Origin of the sequence: Acanthopleuribacter pedis (assembly GCF_017377855.1) — a bacterium.
Classification (GTDB): domain Bacteria; phylum Acidobacteriota; class Holophagae; order Acanthopleuribacterales; family Acanthopleuribacteraceae; genus Acanthopleuribacter; species Acanthopleuribacter pedis.
Window position 1 is genome coordinate 186651 of sequence record NZ_JAFREP010000003.1, and the last position, 20942, is coordinate 207592.

A 20942-nucleotide genomic window follows, 5' to 3' on the forward strand; every position below is an offset into this window, starting at 1 on the left:
ACCAGCCTGACGAAGCATTAGCTGAGGCCGTATTTTTTCATTTTTCGGTAGAGCGTTGATGGGTTGATGCCGAGCTTGGCCGCCGCCTTGCCCTTGCGGTAATTGACGCTTTCCAGGGTGCGCAGAATGAACTCTTTTTCGTTGGCCGGTGGCGGCGGGCCGGCTGCCGCGGCTTTGTAGCGCAGGTTTTGGAATTCGCGCGGTAGGTGTTCCGTGCCCAGGGTGGCCTCGCGGCATACCGCAAAACAGTATTCCAACACGTTGACCAACTCGCGAATGTTGCCCGGCCAGTCGTGGGCCAGCAGGCGGTGCAGCGCATCCGACGAGATGTATCGCACCGGTGAGCCCTCGCGCTCGCGGAATTGCTCGATGAGGTAACGCACCAAGTGGGGCACGTCGAGGATGCGTTCGCGCAGGGGCGGGAGGCGGATGGGGATCACCGCGAGGCGGTAGTACAGATCCTCGCGGAAGAGCTGTTTTTGGACGCGTTCCTTCAGGTCTTTGTTGGTGGCCGCCACGATGCGCACGTCCACCTCGATGTTGCGGTTGCCGCCGACGCGCATCAGCTTGCGCTCCTGAAGCACCCGCAAGAGTTTGCCCTGCAGCGCGTAGGGCATTTCGCCGATTTCGTCGAGGAACAAGGTGCCTTTCTGGGCTTGCTCGAAGCGGCCGATTTTGGTCTGGTGCGCACCGGTGAAGCTGCCTTTCTCGTGACCGAAAAACTCGCTTTCCAGCAGCTCGGCGGGAATCGCCGCGCAGTTTACGGCCAAAAATGTGTGGCGGCCCCGTGGCCCGCGTTCGTGTAGCTCGCGGGCGACCAATTCTTTGCCGGTCCCCGATTCACCTTGAATCAGGACCGTGGCATTGGTCGGCGCCACTTTTTCGATGAGGGCGAAGACCTCTTTCATTTTGATGTCGCCGCTGACCATGCTGCCGAAACGGATGGAATCGATGGCGTCCCCATCGTTGGGATCGCGGCGCCGCAAATCACGAAACAGCAGCATCCAGCCGGTTTGTTGGCGTTCCTGCACAAAAGGGGTAATGGTGAGCGCTACCGGGATGACCTCGCCGGTGTCGGTTTCGAAGGTCGATTGGATGCTGGCCAGCTTGCTTTCCGTGGCGACACAGCGGCCCAGCGGCCCGGTTTCTTCGCACAAGGTGGCGCCAAGGATGCGGTCGACCTCGCTGCCGATCACCTCTTCCCGACGGCGGTTCAAAATTTTACAGGCACGCGCGGAAATCATCTTGAGCCGCAATTGGTGATCGAGAATGATCACGCCCTCGGGAATGTTGTCGAACACGGCGCGCAACAGGCGGGCCTGCTGCTCGGTGGTTGCGATTTCGGCCTGGAGATCCGCCGCGTTGTGGACCAGGGCCAAGGCGCGGTTGATTTGGTTTTTGAGGATCAGGGGATGGCAGGGTTTGGCGAGAAAGGCGTGAACACCAAGGCGGTAACAGTCCGAAATGACCTGCTGTTCGGTGCTGGAGGTCAGCATGATTACCGCCGGTTTATTCGGTTCCTCCTGCAACGCCTGTAAAAACTCAACCCCGTTGAGGCGCGGCATGTGGTAATCCAGCACGATCACATCGGGTCGCTCGCGATGGAACAGGGCCAAGCCCTCGTGGCCGTCGCCCGCCTGAAAAATGAGCATTTCTTTTTCCGCCAATTGGTTGGCGAGAACCAGGCGCGAAACGCGGTCGTCGTCGACGAGGAGAATGCGGGCCGGCCGTTTGGCGGCGGCTTTTCCCTCGGGGTTTTGGGGAGGTTCAAAAAGGGTCACAACACCGATCCCATGGCGCGAATTTTTGTTTGGGCGAACGCTACTTGGTGGGCGCTTGCAGCGCGGCCAACACCGTTTGTTCGGTAATCCAGTCGGGATTACCGCGCCAAATAATAACACCCTCTTTGACAATCGCCGCCGCGGGGACCCCGCTCACCCCGAAATGTTCAGAGACGCGGCCCGGGTCTTTGCCGATGGAAAATTCGATTTCGTTTTCGGCAATAAATTGGATGACGGTGGTCATGTTGGCCGGTTTGGTGATTTTGGTGAGGCCGATGACGTTCAGCCCCTTGACATGGTACTTGCGAAACATCTTTTGAATCAGGGGCATACTGTCTTGACAATGAGGACACCAGCTCTCCCAGAAGACAACCAGGGTAAGCGGAGATACATCCAGCTCCGTTTTGCCTTGCAGCCATTGAACGCCCTTGAGATTGCCGGCCTCACGGTGAATCACGCCCATGTCGCGTTTCAACTTTTGGTAGATCGGCTCTTGCAATACGCTGGGCTGTTCCGATTCCAACTGCTGCATGCGGCGCTGGGTTTCATTAATTTTGAAATCGGCATACAACGCCTGGATTTCTTTGAACCCGGTGCGAATGGCTTCCAAGCGATAGGCCTCGGGATCAAAACCCGATTGAATTGCAAGGGTGGCGGTGGGTCCCACGACGGCAGGGTTGGGCGGGCCGGCCGCTAGCGCGGCGAGGAACCAGCCCAAGGTGGTGACGGCGATAATGGTTTTCAAGCGAACGCTCCCTGGACCTCGGCAATTTTACGCGCGTGGCGCCACGACATGAGGGGTCGGTGTTGGGTCCGAAATAGGACGCATTTAACCACATTTCGAAGCCAAGTCCCAGGTTCAGGGTTAAGGGTGGCGGCCGGTACTTTGAAAAAGCCCTAAAACACCTGCCAGTGGAGTTCCGCTTCCAAACAAAGGGGAGATCCCGGCTCGACGATTTGGGTTCCAGTATTCAGAGATTCGGGGGGTTCGGTTTGGGGTTCCACGCAAAAGGCGTGGGCGCATTCATCGTAAACAACCCAATTGTTGACATTGGCTTTGAAGCCGAGTTTCAGGGCTTGCGGCCATTCGATTTCAATCGGTTGCTTGACGTCGGTAAAGGCGTCGTCCCAAGGGCCCGGTGTGGGGGTGATCAAATCGCGGGTGATGCATTGCTCCTCGTCGCGGGCGTACATCGACTGGGCTTGGAAATGGAGTTTGGCGGGTCGGCCGCGGCTCAATTGGCGGTTAAACCAGGGATGCCAGCCTGCCGCCGCGGGCATGGGCCGCTGGTCGCTGTGGATTTCCATGCGCAGTCGCAGGTGGTCTTCCGCGAGATTGAAGGTTTGCACCACGCGGCCCGCGAAGGGCCAGTCAGGGCCTAGATCGGTTTCAAAAACCGGTGCGCCGTTGACGCGTCGCCAGGGGCGGTTGTAGGTGGTGCCGTGGATGGCGTGGGGCGGCATGGTGATCGGGAGTTGGTATTCACGGCCGCCGAAGGTGAATTTCCCGTGGCGTACACGGCCGGTCCAAGGGGCCATGGGGTAACAACCCCAATGAAAAGTACTGGCGGTTGGTGGAACCAGGAGTTCCATGCCCGCGATGCGGAGTGAGGCAAGTCGCGCGCCCTGACTGGGATCAATCGCAATCTGAACCTCACCACATTTAAGGTGATCCATAGTGTCTCCATAGGGTAGAGCTGGAGCAGCGAATCGTGTCGCTCCTATTCATTTACCAGAGAAATGGGTTCATGCAAACACAATACAGCCCGTGGGCCGGGTTTGGCTTCGGGAGGCGGGGAAAGACGACGCCTTACAGGTAAAACCCCATCGTGGTTGGGCGCGGTAAAAAAGAGCGGTCCGAACGGAGGTTCGGACCGCATGGATAGGAGGGTGTGTCGGCCCGAAGGTTTTCGTGGCAAGGGTCCCATGCCGAAACCGTGGTTTCGGTACCTGTCGCCGGGGAACGAAGCCCAACGCGGGTTGTGCGTCAGGTGCGGCCGGCGCCTTTGTTCGCGGGCGAAAGGGGCGGTTTGCGATGAAACCGAGGATCTTGACGAAACGTTCGGGCCGGCGGAAGAGTCGGCGTGACCCACGCGTGTTGGTTGGTTGATGACACGCGTGGCGGTGTCTTGAGGATGGGCTTCCCATGTTCGGTGGATACGCCGAACAGATGACACCGTGAGCCGTGAGCCGGCCGGCTTGTTGAACAGCGGAAGCAATCTCAATGCCGGCGACTCGGCCAGGGTCATGTATGAGCGGTGTTTTCCCCGGTGGGTGCGGCGGTGCCTTGTTGTGACCGAGCGGAGGGTGGTCAATCCAATCGGAACCGCCGCGTGTTTTTCGGCTTAATCCGCTGCCTGGGGAGGTCGTGCGGCATGCTGTATCACCATGGGCTGACTGTCGAGCCGGGGGGAGACGGGCTCGCCCGCATTTGCGGTCGCCCGCCTTGGTATGACCGTCGCGGGTGGGGTGACCCTGGGACAGGTTGAAGCGTAATTCAGATCACCAAAAGGCGCTTTTTGGAGCGCCGCGGCGTAGGCAAAGCAGGCGTTCTTTTTAATTTCTGTTGATCAAACCCTTGGTACTAGGGGGTTTGATTGTCATGGGTTGCAATATCGTTAAAACGCGCTGCTTGGCAAGATTGAGAAAAACATGAAAATTTGAATCGAGAACCGTTATAATTCCACAACGCTTGTTCTAAAAATTTGCCCTTCATCTTATGACGCCCTTCCCTGTAAACATTCCTTGCTGATCCGGTTTCTTTCTGACGTGGGGTTCTTGGTGGTAAGCGCCCGAGAATCCGTGGTGTCCAGCGGTATGGGCCGCTAGTCCTTTCGCTTTTCGAGAGGTTGGTTGTGGTTATTTTGAGAAAAAGGTGGGGGATCTTAACGATGAGGCGGGTTGGGTTGACGGCCCTGCGTTTTTGGCCGCGTCGCCTACCCATGGTATGCGTGACTCTTTTGTTGGTGGTCGGTCTCCAGAGTGGCCGGCCAGGTGATGATTTCTTTCGGGCGGACGGAGCGCCGCTTTCTGCCGCGGTTTCGCCGGGTCCTGTATTTGTGGTGCAACCACCCGCGCCTGAGGACGGCACGCGCGACATCCCCAGGGTGTCGCGGGCGGTTCAGGCTCGGGTTGCCGCGCCTGAAACGGCTGACTCGGAGAAACCCGCTTATTTGGTGCGACTCGAGGAATGGAACCGACAGCCGACGCTGAAGGACGATTTCCGTGACTCGGATCTTCAGGGTGAAATGGGGTATTGGTTTGCCGAGATGGGGGCCGCCGATTTGAAGGGTTCCGTGAACCTGGAAGTCGCCGGCAGGCAAACCAACCCCCATCTTCGCTTTGATTTTGAGGTGGGTGGCGGCGGTTGGCAATTTGCCCACGCCAAATTGGCCTTCTGGCGGCATGCCTCCTTAGAAGGCGGTCTGTTGCGGTTCCGTATCCGGGCTGATCGGCCCATGTCGATTGCGGTCTGTCTCATTGAGGCGCGATCCTCACGGGACAGCGGTTGGGAGCGCCGGCTTGAGGTTGATACGGAATGGCGTGAGATTAGTCTCCCGTTGGATGAGCACCATTTCCGCTGGTCCAAGGATGGATTGCCCCCGCGCGAATTGGCGCACAGCCTCGCCGCCCTGCAGGGCTTCAAGTGGCGCTGTAGCGAGGCGCAACGCAAGGGCACCCTCTACCTGGACGACATCGCCTTGCAACAGCGGCGGGCGACACCCGCGCAAGAACCGGTCAAATAAAGCCTGTCCCATTGAATTGGGCCCGCCGCGGGTTCTCTTGGCGGGACGGCAGGTTGCCAACCCTGGTGGGCGCCACACACGTGCTAGGGTTTTGGTTCCTCAATCCAACGGTGTCGGCGCCTACGCCTCGTGTAAACCGAGAACCACCTCGCGAATGCAACCGAGGAAATGGGTTTCGCTTTGGCTCAGGCGTTTTTTAATGGTACCGACCCCGACGGGGTCCGGGTACCACTGGGGATACTGACTGCGAATGGTTAAGATCCAATTGGTGGTGTTGTAGTGATGGACCAATGGGTAAAACCCGTTTTGCTCCAGGCGCTGGATTTCGTCGGTGATTTCGGGGACTGAGCCGGAGTAGAGCAGCGGTTGGCAGAACTGCATCAGGTAATCGGCGACGTTGATCATGGTTTGAAACGGATCGGCGAGCAGTTGTTCGAGCAAGGCATTGAGTCCGGTTTCGCCGTCGGCATACATTTCGTAATAAGAACCGAGGCTCTCCATAGTATCCACCACGAAATCGGTTTCCTCGCCGGTTTTGGCGATGTTACCCAGTAAGTAGAGGTCGGAAGCGCTGGCGAAGGCCTCTGCCAAAAGGGCGCCTTCCGGGTGGCGCCCGCCGGTCAGGGTGTCGACGGCCTGATGCAGGGCGATATGCACGATTTGGTCGACGAAAATGCCATCCCCGTCGAGGTATTCGTGGTACGCGTGTGCCTGCCATTCCAGCAGGTTGATAATGCGCGCGATCCCTTTGCTGTTGGGAAAAACGGTGAACCGGGTGTTGTTGCGGGCCACAATGTCAATTGCAAGGTCGATGAGGGGCAAGTTGAGGTTTTTGTAGAGGTCGTGGTCGTAAATGTCAATCTGATCGAGCGTGCGTTTTTGCACCATGGGCTGCGTCCTCTCCGTCGACGTCGGGCGCCGACACCTGATCCTCGTGATCTTCTGAATCGAATGAAGGGGGATCGTCTTTGTCCTTATCGGCGTGCTCGGATTCGGCCTGAAGGTTTCGGAAGTAATTGTTGTGGCCGTGTACAAATTTGAGCGTCAGCCAATAAGAGAGGCCTGCCATGACGGCCGCCATGACCCAGTGTCCCCACCAAAACGGCCGAAAGAATTTCATGAACAGCGGCCAGTTGGTTTTCCACCAGGTCGGGCTGAACGAATTAAACAGGGTCATTTCGCCCCAGGGAAAGGCACGGAAATGCTCCATGCTCTCCAGCGAACCATAGAGGATGAGGTCGCCGATGACAATGCCGCCCAGGTGGATGGGGATAAAGGTCCACGGATTGTGAACAAGAATACCGACAATGACGACCATGGCGTTGAGCCGCCACCAGTGGTTCAAAATAATGGCAATCACGAATTGCAGGCCGGGTAGGGGACTGAACGCAAGTGCGACCCCGACCGCCATCGATAGTGCCGTTACCTCGGGTGTGGTATCCGAGAGCAGCAGTGCTTCTTTGGCACGCGTAAAAATCTTCATGTTGTACCCGGTTTCCGCCCGCGACGGTGGGGCCTATGGCACGCTCGGTCGGCCGAGGGCATCCACCCATTGGTTTGCTGTCGACAACGGGAACGGGCCTGCCGAACAACCGCCACATCATAACAACTATTGGGCGGGCCTGTGTAACAGAATGTTGTCGGGCTGTAACAGAATGTAACCCTTGTAGGCGGTTTGCGACTTCCTTCGTCTACTGGTACAGACACGGCGATGGTAAGGCCCATCCACGACACGGGGCCGCCGTCCCCGGCAACCGAACAGGGCCGCCGTCGCCGTCGCAAGTTGTCACCAATCAATGAAGCTCACCCCTGGAGGTCCCCATGCGAACCAAATTCTTGCTCTTGATTACCCTTACTTTTGTCGGTGTTCTCAGTCTTTCCGCCAAACCACCCCACCACCATCCCGGAATCAGCCCTAGCGAAGACATGCGCTTTATCCAAGCCTACATCCGCGACGAGAAAGCGGCCGAGTTAGCCGGTGTCCTGGCCTTGTCGGACGATCAAGTGGCCCAGTTGCGCGAGGCCCGCGCCGCGGCCGACATGATTGCCGCGGAACATGATCCCGGTATTGACGCGGCCCGCGAGGCCCTGGACCACGAAGCGGCCGCGGTCCGTGCGTCCATTGAAGCCGGCAACGAGCTGACCCAAGAACAACGCGACAGCTTGCGTACCCTGAAGCAAGCTGTCGGCCAAGCCCACCGCGCCAAACGAGAAGACCAGAAAAACAGCCTGTCCGGTTTGCGCGACCTGTTAACCGAGGAACAGCGCGATGCGATGCGTGAATTCGCGGCGGCCAATCGGCCCGAACGACCCGAGGGCGCCGAGGCCGGTCCCGAACAGGAGGGCGGCCCCGCCGGCGATCGTGCCGGTCGTCGCGGACCGCGCAACGGCGGACCGCGCGGCGGTGACCGCATGCACGGCAAAATTGCCCGTGTATTGCTGAGCGACGCCTTCCTCAATCAGTACAACTGATTCGTTTTTCCCACGTGTTCGGGGCCTCGATACTCGCGTTTTCCGCCGAATCGCCGGTGGACCGCATGCGCCGGTGACGGGGCCCCGGTTTTTTGTAACAATCTGTAACTTGGCTCGCGTGTCCCCCCGCGAGACGATTTAATAAGCGCTGACGGGGTTTCATGCCGGTTTCGGAGGACCTCCTATGATCTTCTTCACCTGTGCTGTTTGGGTTCTAAGTTCGGCTTTATGGTGGCAACCGCCGCCCCGCGATGCCAACCCGGACATGGCGCTGATTGAGCAACATGTCTTTAACGAACGTGCGGCCGAATTGGCGAGCTTGCTGGAACTCAGCGAGGCTCAGGTAAAAAAGCTCAAAGCGGTGCGCGCCACCGTGGATGAACTTCACCGTATTTACGAACCCGCCATCCTTGAAGCCCGCAAGGCGGTCGATGAAAAAGCCGCCGAGGTGCGTCGCGGCCTTGAAGAAGGCCGGAGCATGAGCGAGCAAGACAAGAAAGCGTTGCGCGCGTTGCGTGCCGAGCACGATCAAAGTCACCATCGTCTCCACCGCGCCAAACGCGGCGAAATCCGACAGCTCCACGAATTACTGAATGAGGAACAACGAACCAAAGCCAACACATTTTTAGCGCGTCACGATCTGGATCATCCGCCGGGTCGCCCACCGCACCGGCGTCCCCGTGAACGCGGCATTGGGCCGCTCGGCCGCCGCGGCGGTCCACCCCACAAACAACGGGGCAAAATGATGCGCGTACACAAGGTGCTCGTGCAATTTATGCTCAGCGACGCCTTCCTCAAAGAATATCCCTAACTCGCACTTTTTTGGGCTTCGTCGGCCCGTGCGGTGTCCGCTTGTCCTTCTGATGATGTAGTTCTTCGGAGGCAGACGTTGCCCCCCCGGTGGTTGGTTACCGCGGGGGCTTTTTTTTTCAGGATGGATTGAGGATGGGGCGGGGGTTGTGTGGTGGGTGTGGGTTGGACTTTGCGGCCTCTGTCGTCGGCGGCGGTTCAGCCCTCTTGAATGGGTACCCGAACCCGGATGGAGCCGTCGCTTCGAAGGGTTTTGGGAACTGGATCTCACATATTATTTTTCGTCCGTGCAGCGGGGCGGATCCTCGGTTATTGCTGCGTCAAAAAGCTTGTTTTGGAAGGGCGTTGGGTGGCCGGTCGTTGCACCACGAGCATGTGGCTCCGATCCGAAGGGGCGGCTCCGTCCACGTCGGGAACGGGGAAAAGAGAGGACGAAGGCAAGGCCGCGTCCTAGTTAGAAATTCCGAAGGGGCGGCGCCGGCGATGTCGGGACTGGTGAGAACAGGGCGCGAACGCCCATCCGAGTCGGGAACGGGGAAAAGAGGGCGCGAACGATCACCCGCACCCCCAACCAAAAAAGGCCGACCCCAAGTGGGACCGGCCTCTCAAAATCTAAGGTTTCTCAACCCATCCTAGCTGTGGATTTGACGCCCGTCCACCGCGAGCGCCGCTTCTTTGACGGTTTCGCTGAGGGTTGGGTGACCGTGGCAGGTGCGGGCCAAGTCTTCCGAACTGCCCATGAACTCCATCACCACCGCGGCTTCTTGGATCAGTTCCGAGACGCTGGGGCCGACCATGTGGGCGCCCAGCAGGCGGTCCGTTTCCTTGTCCGCCAGAAACTTGATGAAGCCGTCGGATTCGTCGACGCAGCGTGCGCGGGAGTTGGCGCGGAAGAAGAATTTGCCCGCGTTGTAAGCCACGCCGGCTTCTTTGAGTTCGTCCTCGGTTTTGCCGACCGAGGCCACTTCCGGCCAGGTGTAAACCACGTTGGGGACCAGGTTGTAGTTTACGTGGCCCGGTTTGCCCGCGGCCATTTCCGCGACGGCCACGCCTTCTTCCTCGGCTTTGTGGGCCAGCATCAAGCCGCCGATCACGTCGCCGATGGCGTAGACGCCTTCGACCGAGGTGCGCAGGTGGTCGTCCACGGGGATAAAGCCGCGTTTGTCGGTTTCAATGCCGATGTTCTCCAGGCCGAGTCCCTGGGTGTAGGGACGGCGGCCGACGGCGACCAACACTTTGTCGGCCTCGAGCACCACCTCGCGGTCCTTCTTGTCCTTGGCTTTAACGATCAGGGTCCCGTCTTCGGCTCGTTCCACGCCGGTCACGCCGGTGCTGAGGTTGAACGCCATGCCTTGTTTTTTGAGGACCTTGCGCATCTCTTTGCTGATGTCCTTGTCCATCGGCGGCAGCACGCGGTCCATGAACTCAACCACGGTGACTTTGGCGCCGAGGCGCAACCACACGGAACCCATTTCCAGGCCGATCACGCCGCCGCCGACAACGACGAGGTGTTTGGGTACCGCGTCAAAGGCCAGGGCTTCCGTGCTGCTGACAATGTCTTTTTTGTCGTGGGGCAGGAAGGGGAGTTCGACCGGTTTGCTGCCGGTGGCGATGACAATGGTTTTGCCGGTAATGGTTTGGGTTTCCTCGCCGTTTTTGACGGCGATCTCTTTGGCGGAAACAAAAGAGCCGTGCCCTTCGAAATGGGTGATCTTGTTTTTCTTCATCAGGCCGGCGATGCCGGAGGTCAGGTTTTCGACGACCTCGTCCTTGCGCGCCATCATTTGGGCTAAGTTGAGTTTGACCTCGGCCAAATCGATGCCGTGTTTGGCGAACTTGTGTTTGGCCTGGTGGTAGTGTTCGGATGACTGGAGAAGGGCCTTGGAGGGGATACAGCCGACGTTGAGGCAGGTACCGCCAAGGCGCCCGTAGCGTTCGATAATGGCGGTTCTGAGACCGAGCTGGGCGGCGCGAATGGCGCAAACGTAACCACCGGGACCCGACCCGATGACAACGAAATCAAATTCTTGAGACATGGCACGCTCCGTATGACAAGGTTTGCGGCGCGGGCAAACCGAAAACTCGCCGCGACCCAGACCGCGAGGCGGATCGCGACGGTAGCGCCGACGGCGCGCTTACCGTCGGGCGGATGTTGAAAAGCCGGTGCGGCTGCACCGGCGGGATCGATTTAGACTTCCAGCAACATGCGCGCGGGATCTTCCAAAGCTTCCTTAACTTTAACCAGGAAGGTAACCGCGCCTTTGCCGTCGACGATGCGGTGATCGTAGCTCAGGGCCAGGTACATCATCGGACGAATGACGATTTCGTCGTCGATCACGACCGGACGTTTCTCGATTTTGTGCATGCCGAGAATGCCGCTTTGGGGCGGGTTCAGAATCGGCGTGGACAGCAGCGAACCGTACACACCGCCGTTGGAGATGGTGAAGGTGCCGCCGGCGAGATCGTCGAGAGAAATTTTACCGTCGCGGGCTTTGACCGCGTAGTCGTTGATGGCTGCTTCCACGCCGGCCATGGTCAGGTCACCCGCGTTGCGGATGATGGGAACCAACAGGCCTTTTTTGGTGCCGACCGCAACGCCGATGTCTTGGTAGTCGCGGTAAATGATGTTGGTGCCGTCGATGGAGGCGTTAATTTCGGGAACAAAACGCAGGGCTTCCACGCAGGCTTTGACAAAAAAGCTCATGAATCCCAGGCGCACGCCGTGGCGTTTTTCGAAGGCTTCTTTGTACTTACTCCGCATGGCCATGACCGCGCTCATGTCCACCTCGTTGAAGGTGGTCAGGATGGCCGACTCGTGCTGCGCCTGAACCAGACGTTCGGCGATGCGGCGGCGCATCATGCTCATGGGTTTGGTGGTTTCGCCGCGGCTGCCGTCGCGTTTGACCGGGGTCGGCGCGGGCGCGGGTGCCGCCTTTTTAGGCGCGGGGTTGGCCGCTTTTTTGGGCGCGGGCGCCGCCGGTTCCGGCGCGGGCTCGCTTTTCGCTTGGGCCGCTTTCAGGGCGTCGCCCTTCAGGATGCGGCCGTCTTTGCCGCTGCCGTCGATGGTGTTGGGATCGAGCTTTTCTTCAGCCACGATGCGACGCACGGCGGGGGAAAGGGGTTTCTCCTCGCCGGATGCCTCTTCGGCGGGTGCTTCTTCCGCCGCGGGCGCTGGGTCCGCGCTGTTCGCGCCGGCGCCCTCCGTGTCGATGTAGCCGATAATCTGGCCGACGGTGACCACTTCACCGGCTTCTACCAGAATTTCCACGGTACCGGCCTGGTCCGCGTTGAGTTCCATATTCGCTTTATCCGTCTCCAGTTCAAGGACGGCTTCGTCTTTGTCGACCGTGTCGCCGTTTTCTTTGAACCATTCACTGATCATTGCTTCGGTAACGGACTCACCTGCTTGAGGTACTTTGATTTCGATTTTCATCCCAACCGTACTCCCATCTCTTCTTTTAGGTTTTGGGTTTGTGTGCGAGAAACGCGAACTCGGTCGCCGACCGCCCCCTCATGGGGCGGGCGAGATACGGCCGGATAAGGCGTTTGGACCCTGGATGCTAACATGTTTCGGAGCGGTCGGGTACCACGGGAATGCCCGTTTGACCGCCCCGAATCCGTGATCTTTGCATTCCCCCGTTGACCAGGGTGGAATCGCGGGCTGCAACGCTGTTGGCTTAAACCTAAGCAGCGCAATAACTCGCGGTGATTTTAGCGAAACCTCCGGGCTGCAACGGTTTGAAAAAATGCTCAGGGCCAACGGGTGCGCGACCCCGGCCCGCTTTTTCCAAACCATTTCGCTTCAGATCATTAGCCAAAATCCCTCACGCTTATCGCGCCTCTTCGGTTAAACCGCGGCCACCGGATGTTCGATGACCAGTGCTCGGTTAATGATCGCCTCTTGTTGTTGACGATGGACACGGCTGGAGCCGACCGCCGGGCTGGCCGCCGCCTCGCGACCCACGTAGCGGATCGGCAATTCGGCAAACAAACCTCGCAAGCGCGGTTCGATGAACGACCATGCCCCCATGTTTTGCGGTTCTTCCTGCAACCAAACAATGTCTTCCAAATCGGCATACTGTTCGGCAAGCGCAAGCAGATCGGCTTCTTTGAGCGGGTAAAGTTGTTCAATCCGCGCAATGGCGACATCGTCACTGTTGCGGCGTTCGCGTTCTTCCTGGAGATCGTAGTAGACTTTACCACTACATAGCACCAAACGTCTTGCTCCCGGGACCTTTTTGTTGTCCACAATGATTTCGCGGAAGCCGTTTTCGCTGAAGTCCGCCAATTTCGATACGCAGGCTTTGTGGCGCAGCAAGCTTTTCGGCGTCATGATCACCAGCGGTTTTTGGAATTCCCGTTTCACCTGGCGGCGCAAGATGTGGAACAACTGGGCGGGTTCGGTCAGGTTGGCGACCTGCATGTTGTTCTGCGCGCACATTTGTAGAAAACGTTCCATGCGCGCGCTGGAATGTTCGGGACCTTGACCCTCGTAGCCGTGCGGCAGGAACATCACCAGATCGCTGACCCGCTGCCATTTGGTTTCACTGGCCGCGATGAACTGGTCGATGATGATTTGGGCGCCGTTCACAAAGTCACCGAACTGCGCCTCCCAAATCACCAAACACTTGGGTGGGGCCAGCGAGTAACCAAACTCAAAACCCACCACCGCCAGTTCACTGAGATGGCTGTTGTAAATTTTGAAGCCGGCTTGTTGCGGGTGCAGCTGTTTGAGCGGTACGTGTTCCGCGCCGGTTTTGCTGTCAAACAAACCCGCGTGACGGTGGGAGAAGGTGCCGCGTTTGACGTCCTGGCCGGTCAATCGGCAGGGGATGCCCTCGTTGACGAGGGAAGCAAAGGCCAGATGTTCGGCGTTGCCCCAGTCGATGCCCTCACCGGCTTGGAGCTGACGCAGCCGTTCGTCCAACACCCGCTTCACTTTGCGGTTGATGTTAAACCCATCCGGCAGCGCGGCCAGGCGTTCGCCAAGATCGCGCAAGGTTTTCTCCGCTACCTGGGTTGCGACCGGTGCGAACATGTCGGCGTATTCGGTGCCGCGGTGGGCGTGGTAGTGGTCGCCCACGGGTGGCGCCTGTTTGGTGACATTACCGCCGCGCGCTGATTCGAGATGGTCTTGCAGCGTGGCGGTAAATTCGGCTTCCAGCTCGCGCGCAACCTTTTCTTCCACATCACCGCGCTGAAGCAGTGCTTCCGTGTAAATTTTTCGGGCGGAAGGATGGGGTTTGATGGCGCCGTACATCACCGGCTGGGTGAAGGAGGGTTCGTCGCCCTCGTTGTGGCCGTGGCGGCGGTAACACACCAAATCAATCACCACGTCGTGGTGAAAGGTTTGGCGGAATTCCGCGGCAATGCGGATGGCGTGGACCAATGCCTCGGGATCGTCGCCGTTGACGTGAAAAACCGGCGCCAAGATTTGGCGGGCCACATCGCTGCTGTATTTGGTGGAGCGCGAGTCGCGCGGCTCGGTCGTGAAACCGATTTGGTTGTTCACGATGATGTGGATGGTGCCGCCGGTGCTAAATCCTTCCAGCTTAAACATGTTGAGGGTTTCACTCACAATACCTTGGCCCGCGAAGCTGGCATCGCCGTGAATGAGGACTGGGACCACCTTGCCGCGGTTTTCGTCGTTGCGCAGCGATTGGTGGGCGCGAACCTGGCCCTGGACGACCGGGGTCACCGCTTCGAGGTGGCTGGGGTTGTCGGCGAGGTTGATGTGGATCTTTGCACCCGCGCGCGTTTCAAAGTCGCTGACAAAACCCTTGTGGTACTTGACGTCGCCCGCGCCCTGGATGGTATGGGCTGGATCGTCCTCAAATTCGGTAAAAATCTCCGCATAGGTTTTGCCCATGATGTTGGCCAACACGTTCAGGCGACCGCGGTGCGGCATGCCGATCACCACTTCTTCCGCGCCCAAACCGCCGAGCGATTCCAGCAATTCGGCCAGACAGGGGATCAGGCTTTCCGCGCCTTCCAAAGAAAAACGCTTTTGGCCCACGTACTTGGTGTGGAGAAAACGCTCGAACAATTCCGCCGCGTTGAGGCGCTGCAGAATCCCGCGTTTGGTGGCCAGATCCAGTTGGGGTTGGTTTTGGTTGGGTTCGATGCGTTCCTGGAACCACTGTTCCCGCTCGGGATCGCTGCCGTGGGTGTACTCAATGCCGATGGTGCCGCAATAGGTGCGTTCCAGCGCGGCGATCATGGTTTCAAAGGCCGTGTGCGGCTCGGGCAAAAACCCCAAGGTGGGGACCGGGTTGCTTTTTTCGGCATCCGTGAAGGCCACGTAATCCGTGGGTTTCAGGGTCGGTGCTTCCTGATCCAAGTCGAGCGGATCCAGCTTGGCGTACAAGTGGCCCCATTTGCGGTAGGCACGCAGCAAGCGCTGCATTTTGTAACCGGTTGACGATTCGCCGCCCTCGCCGGCGGGGTTCAATGGGTGTTGCGAAGCAAAAGCGACGCCGTCGAAAAAGTAGCGCCAGCTAGGGTCTACAGCGTCGGGGTTTTCGAGATATGAAGCGTACATGGTTTCCATGTACTTTAAGTTAAAGCGGTTGGCGTAAGTCGTATCCATCCCATGCCTTTCAGAACATTGCTGAGGAACCTGGGCCGTGTTGGGCGCATGGATGGAATCAGGCCGTTTTTCGATGGGAAGGTGTGAACAAAGTTGAGCGGTCCTCGTTCTTCACCGAACCCACGACCCGCCGTCCGTTGTGCCGACATGGCTGTTCCCGTTAGATGTGCCGCCGTTGCCGACGACCCGTGGCCGTTCCCGTTGGGAACGAGGCCCTAATTCTAACGGAGGACCCCGCGTTTCGAAATGTTAATTTGACGCACGAACAGCGTCTAGAAAACGACTCGCGGGCTAAGGTTCATGCAAATGGGAAATCATCCCTTTGTTGCCGATGGTTTTCGGCGTCCGGCACGGTTTAGACCACGACCGTCACTACGCGGGCAAGATAACAGATTTCGGGTGGGTGTAACTTAATAATTGTTACGCTTTGTGAGGATTTTTCATACCGTTTACGCCGGGATTGTTCTTTTCGGCTAATTAAATTTTTAGGCTCCATGGGAATTGCATGGTGTTGCGGGGGGTCTTTTTAGTTAATTTGCTGGTAATAAAAGGTTAGTTGTTTGTGCTGGTTCGGGAGCGATCACTTTTGCGTTAGAGTTTGGGAGGGCTTTTTTTGTGGTCGATTGTTTTGTTTGTGATCGCTTGGTTTTTGTGTGTTTTCGGGCTTTGTCGGCTTTTTGTGAAACCCTGCTCGAAACCTTAGGTTTTGCAGGCCTGATGCCGATCAGTTCGTTATGCTTGTCCAAATATCATGTCCTGTTAGGTGGTTGAGGTTTCCATGATCACAAACGGTCGCCGGTTGCTGATTGCTCTGATGCTTTGGCCGCTTTGGCAGTGTCAGACACCGCCCACCGCCACCCCGGAACCAGCCCAGGTGCCTTTCGTCCTCATTTTGATGGATACGGGTTTGGAAGATGACAAAACCTTTAATTCCCATGTGCTTAAAGGTGCTTCCGCCATCGCCAAGGACGGTCGCATTAAATTGGATTACACCAGTTCCGCCGGTGAACAGGATTACGAACAACAAATCGAGAGTTTGGTGGCGCGCAATCCCGACCTGGTGGTGACCGTCGGTTTCCGCATGGGATTTGCCACCGCGCGCGCCGCGCGCCGTCATCCCGACCAACGTTTCGCCATCATTGATGCGGCTTTCCGTCCAGGATTTGGTTGCCCGGAAGAAGTGGAAGATTGTTACACCCGCGAGGGCGGTTTGGCCAACGTGACCAGTCTCCAGTTCGCCGAGGATCAGGTGGGTTACCTGGCCGGGGTGCTGGCTGCCTGTATGTCGGAGTCCGGGATGATTGCTTCCGTGGCGGGGCCCGAAATCTTGCCCGTGGTGCGGTTTGTCAGTGGTTACCAAGCCGGGGCCCGTTGGGCCAACCCCGAGATCCAGTTTCTCAACGTCTATTTGCCCAGTTTTAACGATCCCGACTTGGGAAAAGTCAAAACCCAGGAATTTTTGTCCATGGGCGCCGATGTCGTGTTTGGGGTCGGCGGAAATTCCGGGAACGGGGCCTTATTGGTGGCTGCGGAACAAGGGGTTAAGGGGATCGGCGTGGACGGGGATCAGTACTACACCCTTCCCGAGGCGCGCGCCATCCTTTTGACGAGCGCATCCAAGGGCATCGATACCGCCGTGCGGCGTTTGATTTTAGACCTCATCAACGGCAAATTGGAAAGCGGGATTCGGACCGCCGACCTCCAATCCGGCGGTGTCGATTTGGCGCCTTTTCACGAATGGGAAAGCCGAATCAGCAGCGCGTGTCGCACCAAGTTGGCCATGGCACGGGAGGCGGTCATCAAAAACCCCGCCCTCACCGAATCCCCGAGTTACTGAATCCAACCGGCGAGGAGCACGAACCGTTCGAAAAAACGTGCAACGGTTTTTATTTAGCCGCGTGCTTGTTTTTTGAATATGCGGTAAATTAATGAATAATCTCGTTTGTTTATCCTTGTTTTATCGTTTTTCTGTCTTGTTGCCTCTAGGTTCTGCTCACCCACTCAAGCAAATACCCCGTGAGGTCGCCTTGATGTTTCCGTCCTTTTCTCCCCTTTCCCTGCTTCCGAGCCCCCCGCGCGATGGGTTCGCCGGCGGTGCATATCCGGGGGGCGGCGATGTATGCTTCGCCCGGGGGGTTTTATCGTGAAACGTCAATCGCCCTTCTCGCTGGTGACCGCCTCGGCCGCGCTGACGCTGGTTGCCCTCTTTGCCTTGCTGATCCCGGCGTTTCTCAAACAAAAAGATCCCTTATTTGCTTGGGCGACCGCGTTGCTTTTGGTACCCACGGCCACCTTGGTGATCGCTCAGGTGGTGGCCGCGCGCCGCCAATCAACCCGCACCGCGACCTGGATTCTGGTTGGGGGCATGATGACCATGGCGATGGGTTTGCCGTTGCTCCTCGCCGACTTTGTCAGCTTAGCGCCTTTGGTTCTGCTGATGGTGCCGCTCAGTGTGTGCATTTCCGGGCGCTTGCGATACATTCCCATAGCCCTGGTGGTCTCGCTGTTATCCATGGCGGGGGCCTTGGGTTTCGACCTGTACGCGCCGATGGCGCGGCCCGCCGTGTTTGACGTGCTCGCCGTGCCGATCTGGATGGTGGTGGGTGTCTTTTGCGGGCAAATTTTAGTTTTGGGCTGGGCCGCCTGGTTTTTCCGAGTTCGTGTTGCTTCACCTTTTTTTACCCGCATTAATATCGCATCCCAACAGGCTTTGATCACCACCGGGGTTGCCGCACTGGCGATTCTGCTGACCACGGCGGTGCTTGCCTCGCGTATTCGCGAGGCGCACGGCCATCTGGCAGGGGAGCACAACCGCAACTGGGCCACCATCTTGGCGGAACGGATCGCCGATGATTTGGAGGAACAACTCAACCAACTGCAAACTTTGTCGCAAGATCCGGCCATCCTTTCCGCGCTTAAAGCCAAGGTGGCGGGTTACCCCGAGGATCCCCAGGCCGTAACCGCCTTGATTGACGCGCGGGACCAGCATTGGCGTCAGGCCGCCGCCGCCGACCCGGTGGTGATGGAGATTCGCAGCAACGATGCGATGATGGCGCTGGCCCGTTTTCGCCGCATGGAACACTCCCACAACAATATGCTGGTTACGGATCGTTTCGGCAGCTTGGTCGCGGCCCAGGGACGACGGCCTGACCGCTATTCCTTCCGGTCACTTCCCTTGTGGCGGCGCTCCTGGAACCGCGGCATCGGCTCCAGCTATTTTGAATGGGACACCGCCGAAACCAAGGAAACCGTGACCATGGGCATGGCGATTTGGGATCAAAATACCAATGAGGCACTGGGCGTGATTGTGACCGAATACTATTTTCGCCCGATGTTGGATGCCATTCTGCTGATCCAACAGGATCGCCCCCTTTTGACCGCGGTGATTGACGCCCAGGGGCGTGAAATTGCGCGCCACACATCCCAAGCAGACGCCGTGATGGATGCCGAGGGCGGTTGGGCCTGGATGTTGCCGAAATTAAACAAGGATGCTTCGGTCAGGGTTGCCGACCTGGCGGCGGGTTGGTTACAGGGTCGCAACGAGGAAGGTCAGCGTTACGTGATCGGCCATGCGCCTTTGAGCACCACGAGCCGGGTGAACTTGGATGCGATCCGGCGTTTGGGCTGGCGCGTGGTCGTGGCCGCGCCGGAAAACTCGGCGTTTATCGTCGTGACCAGAACCACCAAAACCTCGCTGTTGGTGGCGATGGTGATTTTGGCCGCCAGCGTGGGCTTGGCCTCCGTGGCCGCCAACGTCATGGTTCGCCCGATTGGGAAACTCAAGCAGACCGCGACCGCCATGGTCGCCGGCGATTTAAACCGGCGTGCCGATCCGGTTGGCAGCGAAGAAATGGCCACCCTTGCCGAGGCCTTTAACAGCATGACCGCCCAGTTGCGTTCGGTTATTGAATCCCTTCAGGAAAACAACCGTACCTTGGAGGACAAAGTCCGCGAACGAACCGCGCGGCTGCGCCGCACCCAGCGCGGTTTGATTGACGGTGCCCATTCCTCCGGGATGGCCGAAATTGCCACCGGGGTGTTGCACAACATCGGCAATATTCTCAACAGTCTCAATGTCTCGGTGGAAACCTGTCGCGATCTGATGCAACATTTCGAGGGCGGCGGCCTTAAAAAACTCCGTCACTTGTTGACCCATCTCGAGGAGATGACCCCGGAAAAAATCATGGCGCAACAAGAAGATTGGCCCAAGTTTCAACAATATTTGCAGCGCTTGGTTCGTTTGCTGGAAAAAGAACAAAACAGTTTGGCCGAGGAGTTGGGGCAAATCCACGAACAGGCGCGCCTCATTCACAAATCTCTGGTGGCGCAATCGGATTATGCCCGTGAGGTTTCCTACAGCGAAACCCTTGATCTCAACGAGGTCATCAACGATATTTTGCTGGCCGATACCCGATTGGAAGAACAGTTCCGCGTTCATATCCATCGCGAATTTGTTGATTTGCCCCCGGTGCAGGGGATTCGGTCCAAACTGTCCTACGCCTTTTTGTGTTTGGTGGAAAACGCCTGTGAGGCCATGACCCATTTGCCGCCTGACGACCGTCGCCTGACCATCAAAACCCTCATCCGCGATCATGAAATCCATGTTTCTGTCCGGGACAACGGGATCGGCATCCCCCATGACCGTTTGAATTCCATATTTCAATACGGGTTCACAACCAAACCTGACGGCAACGGTTTTGGGTTGCACAGTTGCGCCAACGCCATGCGTGAAATGGGTGGGCGCGTGTTGGTTGACAGCGAAGGGGAGGGCCGCGGTGCGATCTTCACCTTGGCCTTGGTGCTGGATACCGATGAAGTTGCCGGCCCTTCCCAACTCGGAGCGGCGGTGCTTTAGATTCTTTGGGGACGAAGATTGGGAAACGCACTTGATTCAGTGAAACATTCTCTGGTTTTGAAAATTCGAAAGATAACAAAATTCCATTTAATATACGTAAAAGCAGGCGGATCCTCGATGGTTAAAATTGAGTCAGAAAAACCATCGTTTGATGATAAGGTGGTCTTCTGAAGAAATGAAGGTGGTTGAGGTCGCTCTTGAAGGGTTCTGAGAATTTACATGAGTGTCTGTCGCGTTTGACGGGGGACTCCAGCGAAGGTTGGCGGAAATTCTTGGTGGATTTTTACCAACGGTTTATCGACAGCGATCCCAGGGTCGCCGAGAAATTTAAAAATACCGACATGAGCCGCCAGGTTCGCATGCTGCAAGTTTCACTTCAAGCAATGTTGGCAGTTGGTTTGGGTGGTCATGAGCCGGTGGGTTTCCAGCAGAATGCTGAGATTCACAGCGCCGGTGAACACGACGTGCAGGAAGAACTGTACGAACTTTGGTTAAGTGCTTTTTTAGAAACGGTTCGTTCCTTGGACGCCGAGGCTGACGCGGCTCTTTTGGCAGCGTGGCGTGAGGTTTTGCTCATCGGGATTAAGCGGATGGTGAAATTCTATGACCCCGCCTCGAGGGGTATCATCAGCCCCTAGCGTGGCCCGCGTTTCGCTCTTTTCTTGCGGGAACCGCGAGGAATATGTAGG

15 protein-coding genes are annotated in these 20942 nt (G+C 57.9%); 6 read left to right on the forward strand and 9 right to left on the reverse strand.

Annotated elements, in window-relative coordinates; translation table 11 throughout:
- Positions 1-17: 17 nt before the first annotated feature.
- From J3U88_RS04190 to J3U88_RS04200, 3 genes are all read right to left on the reverse strand, one after another.
- Positions 18-1781 (reverse strand): sigma 54-interacting transcriptional regulator, encoded by a 1764-nt coding sequence (locus J3U88_RS04190; RefSeq protein WP_207857016.1) that lies wholly within the window; start codon positions 1779-1781, stop codon positions 18-20.
- 40 nt (positions 1782-1821) lie between these two features.
- Positions 1822-2526 (reverse strand): redoxin domain-containing protein, encoded by a 705-nt coding sequence (locus tag J3U88_RS04195; RefSeq protein ID WP_207857018.1) that lies wholly within the window; start codon positions 2524-2526, stop codon positions 1822-1824.
- Between the two features lie 152 nt (positions 2527-2678).
- Positions 2679-3458: an aldose epimerase family protein gene (locus J3U88_RS04200; protein ID WP_207857020.1), complete on the reverse strand. Its 780-nt coding sequence runs from the start codon at positions 3456-3458 to the stop codon at positions 2679-2681.
- Between the two features lie 1229 nt (positions 3459-4687).
- Between J3U88_RS04200 and J3U88_RS04205 the strand changes: the two genes are divergently transcribed.
- Positions 4688-5527, forward strand: a complete 840-nt coding sequence (locus J3U88_RS04205) for a hypothetical protein (RefSeq protein WP_207857022.1) — start codon at positions 4688-4690, stop codon at positions 5525-5527.
- A gap of 120 nt (positions 5528-5647) precedes the next feature.
- Here the strand turns inward: J3U88_RS04205 and J3U88_RS04210 are convergent, their stop codons facing one another.
- Positions 5648-6415, reverse strand: a complete 768-nt coding sequence (locus J3U88_RS04210; RefSeq protein WP_207857024.1) for a hypothetical protein — start codon at positions 6413-6415, stop codon at positions 5648-5650.
- Entirely contained in the window at positions 6384-7010 is a 627-nt protein-coding gene (locus J3U88_RS04215; protein ID WP_207857026.1) for a DUF2062 domain-containing protein, read from the reverse strand. The genes J3U88_RS04210 and J3U88_RS04215 overlap by 32 nt, the downstream gene beginning before the upstream one ends.
- A gap of 338 nt (positions 7011-7348) precedes the next feature.
- On the opposite strand from J3U88_RS04215, the gene J3U88_RS04220 reads away from it, so the two are divergent.
- Both J3U88_RS04220 and J3U88_RS04225 read left to right on the forward strand, forming a co-directional pair.
- Positions 7349-7999, forward strand: a complete 651-nt coding sequence (locus J3U88_RS04220; RefSeq protein WP_207857028.1) for a hypothetical protein — start codon at positions 7349-7351, stop codon at positions 7997-7999.
- 184 nt (positions 8000-8183) lie between these two features.
- A complete protein-coding gene (locus J3U88_RS04225; RefSeq protein WP_207857029.1) occupies positions 8184-8810 on the forward strand; it encodes a hypothetical protein in 627 nt (208 codons plus the stop codon).
- A gap of 631 nt (positions 8811-9441) precedes the next feature.
- Here J3U88_RS04225 and lpdA read toward each other — a convergent pair.
- From lpdA to J3U88_RS04245, 4 genes are all read right to left on the reverse strand, one after another.
- A complete protein-coding gene (lpdA, locus tag J3U88_RS04230) occupies positions 9442-10845 on the reverse strand; it encodes a dihydrolipoyl dehydrogenase (protein WP_207857030.1) in 1404 nt (467 codons plus the stop codon).
- A 152-nt stretch (positions 10846-10997) separates the two neighbouring features.
- Positions 10998-12242, reverse strand: a complete 1245-nt coding sequence (gene odhB, locus J3U88_RS04235) for a 2-oxoglutarate dehydrogenase complex dihydrolipoyllysine-residue succinyltransferase (protein ID WP_207857031.1) — start codon at positions 12240-12242, stop codon at positions 10998-11000.
- A gap of 414 nt (positions 12243-12656) precedes the next feature.
- The gene (locus J3U88_RS04240) at positions 12657-15398 is read right to left on the reverse strand and encodes a 2-oxoglutarate dehydrogenase E1 component (RefSeq protein ID WP_207857032.1); all 2742 of its coding nucleotides are present in this window, start codon (positions 15396-15398) and stop codon (positions 12657-12659) included.
- Positions 15399-15928: 530 nt separating this feature from the next.
- Positions 15929-16144, reverse strand: a complete 216-nt coding sequence (locus J3U88_RS04245) for a hypothetical protein (protein WP_207857034.1) — start codon at positions 16142-16144, stop codon at positions 15929-15931.
- Between the two features lie 32 nt (positions 16145-16176).
- Here J3U88_RS04245 and J3U88_RS04250 point away from each other — a divergent pair, with 32 nt between their 5' ends.
- From J3U88_RS04250 to J3U88_RS04260, 3 genes are all read left to right on the forward strand, one after another.
- Positions 16177-17235: a BMP family ABC transporter substrate-binding protein gene (locus J3U88_RS04250; protein ID WP_207857035.1), complete on the forward strand. Its 1059-nt coding sequence runs from the start codon at positions 16177-16179 to the stop codon at positions 17233-17235.
- 306 nt (positions 17236-17541) lie between these two features.
- Positions 17542-20253 (forward strand): ATP-binding protein, encoded by a 2712-nt coding sequence (locus J3U88_RS34935; protein WP_207857036.1) that lies wholly within the window; start codon positions 17542-17544, stop codon positions 20251-20253.
- A gap of 272 nt (positions 20254-20525) precedes the next feature.
- A complete protein-coding gene (locus J3U88_RS04260) occupies positions 20526-20891 on the forward strand; it encodes a globin family protein (RefSeq protein WP_207857037.1) in 366 nt (121 codons plus the stop codon).
- The last annotated feature ends 51 nt before the right edge of the window (positions 20892-20942 follow it).

What these genes read in the sequence shown, in the direction of transcription:
- J3U88_RS04200 (WP_207857020.1), bottom strand. Translation starts at nt 3,458, where the DNA reads ATGGATCACCTTAAATGTGGTGAGGTTCAGATTGCGATTGATCCCAGT.
- J3U88_RS04210 (WP_207857024.1), bottom strand. Translation starts at nt 6,415, where the DNA reads ATGGTGCAAAAACGCACGCTCGATCAGATTGACATTTACGACCACGAC.
- J3U88_RS04215 (WP_207857026.1), bottom strand. Translation starts at nt 7,010, where the DNA reads ATGAAGATTTTTACGCGTGCCAAAGAAGCACTGCTGCTCTCGGATACC.
- J3U88_RS04220 (WP_207857028.1), top strand. Translation starts at nt 7,349, where the DNA reads ATGCGAACCAAATTCTTGCTCTTGATTACCCTTACTTTTGTCGGTGTT.
- J3U88_RS04225 (WP_207857029.1), top strand. Translation starts at nt 8,184, where the DNA reads ATGATCTTCTTCACCTGTGCTGTTTGGGTTCTAAGTTCGGCTTTATGG.
- lpdA (WP_207857030.1), bottom strand. Translation starts at nt 10,845, where the DNA reads ATGTCTCAAGAATTTGATTTCGTTGTCATCGGGTCGGGTCCCGGTGGT.
- odhB (WP_207857031.1), bottom strand. Translation starts at nt 12,242, where the DNA reads ATGAAAATCGAAATCAAAGTACCTCAAGCAGGTGAGTCCGTTACCGAA.
- J3U88_RS04240 (WP_207857032.1), bottom strand. Translation starts at nt 15,398, where the DNA reads ATGGATACGACTTACGCCAACCGCTTTAACTTAAAGTACATGGAAACC.
- J3U88_RS04250 (WP_207857035.1), top strand. Translation starts at nt 16,177, where the DNA reads ATGATCACAAACGGTCGCCGGTTGCTGATTGCTCTGATGCTTTGGCCG.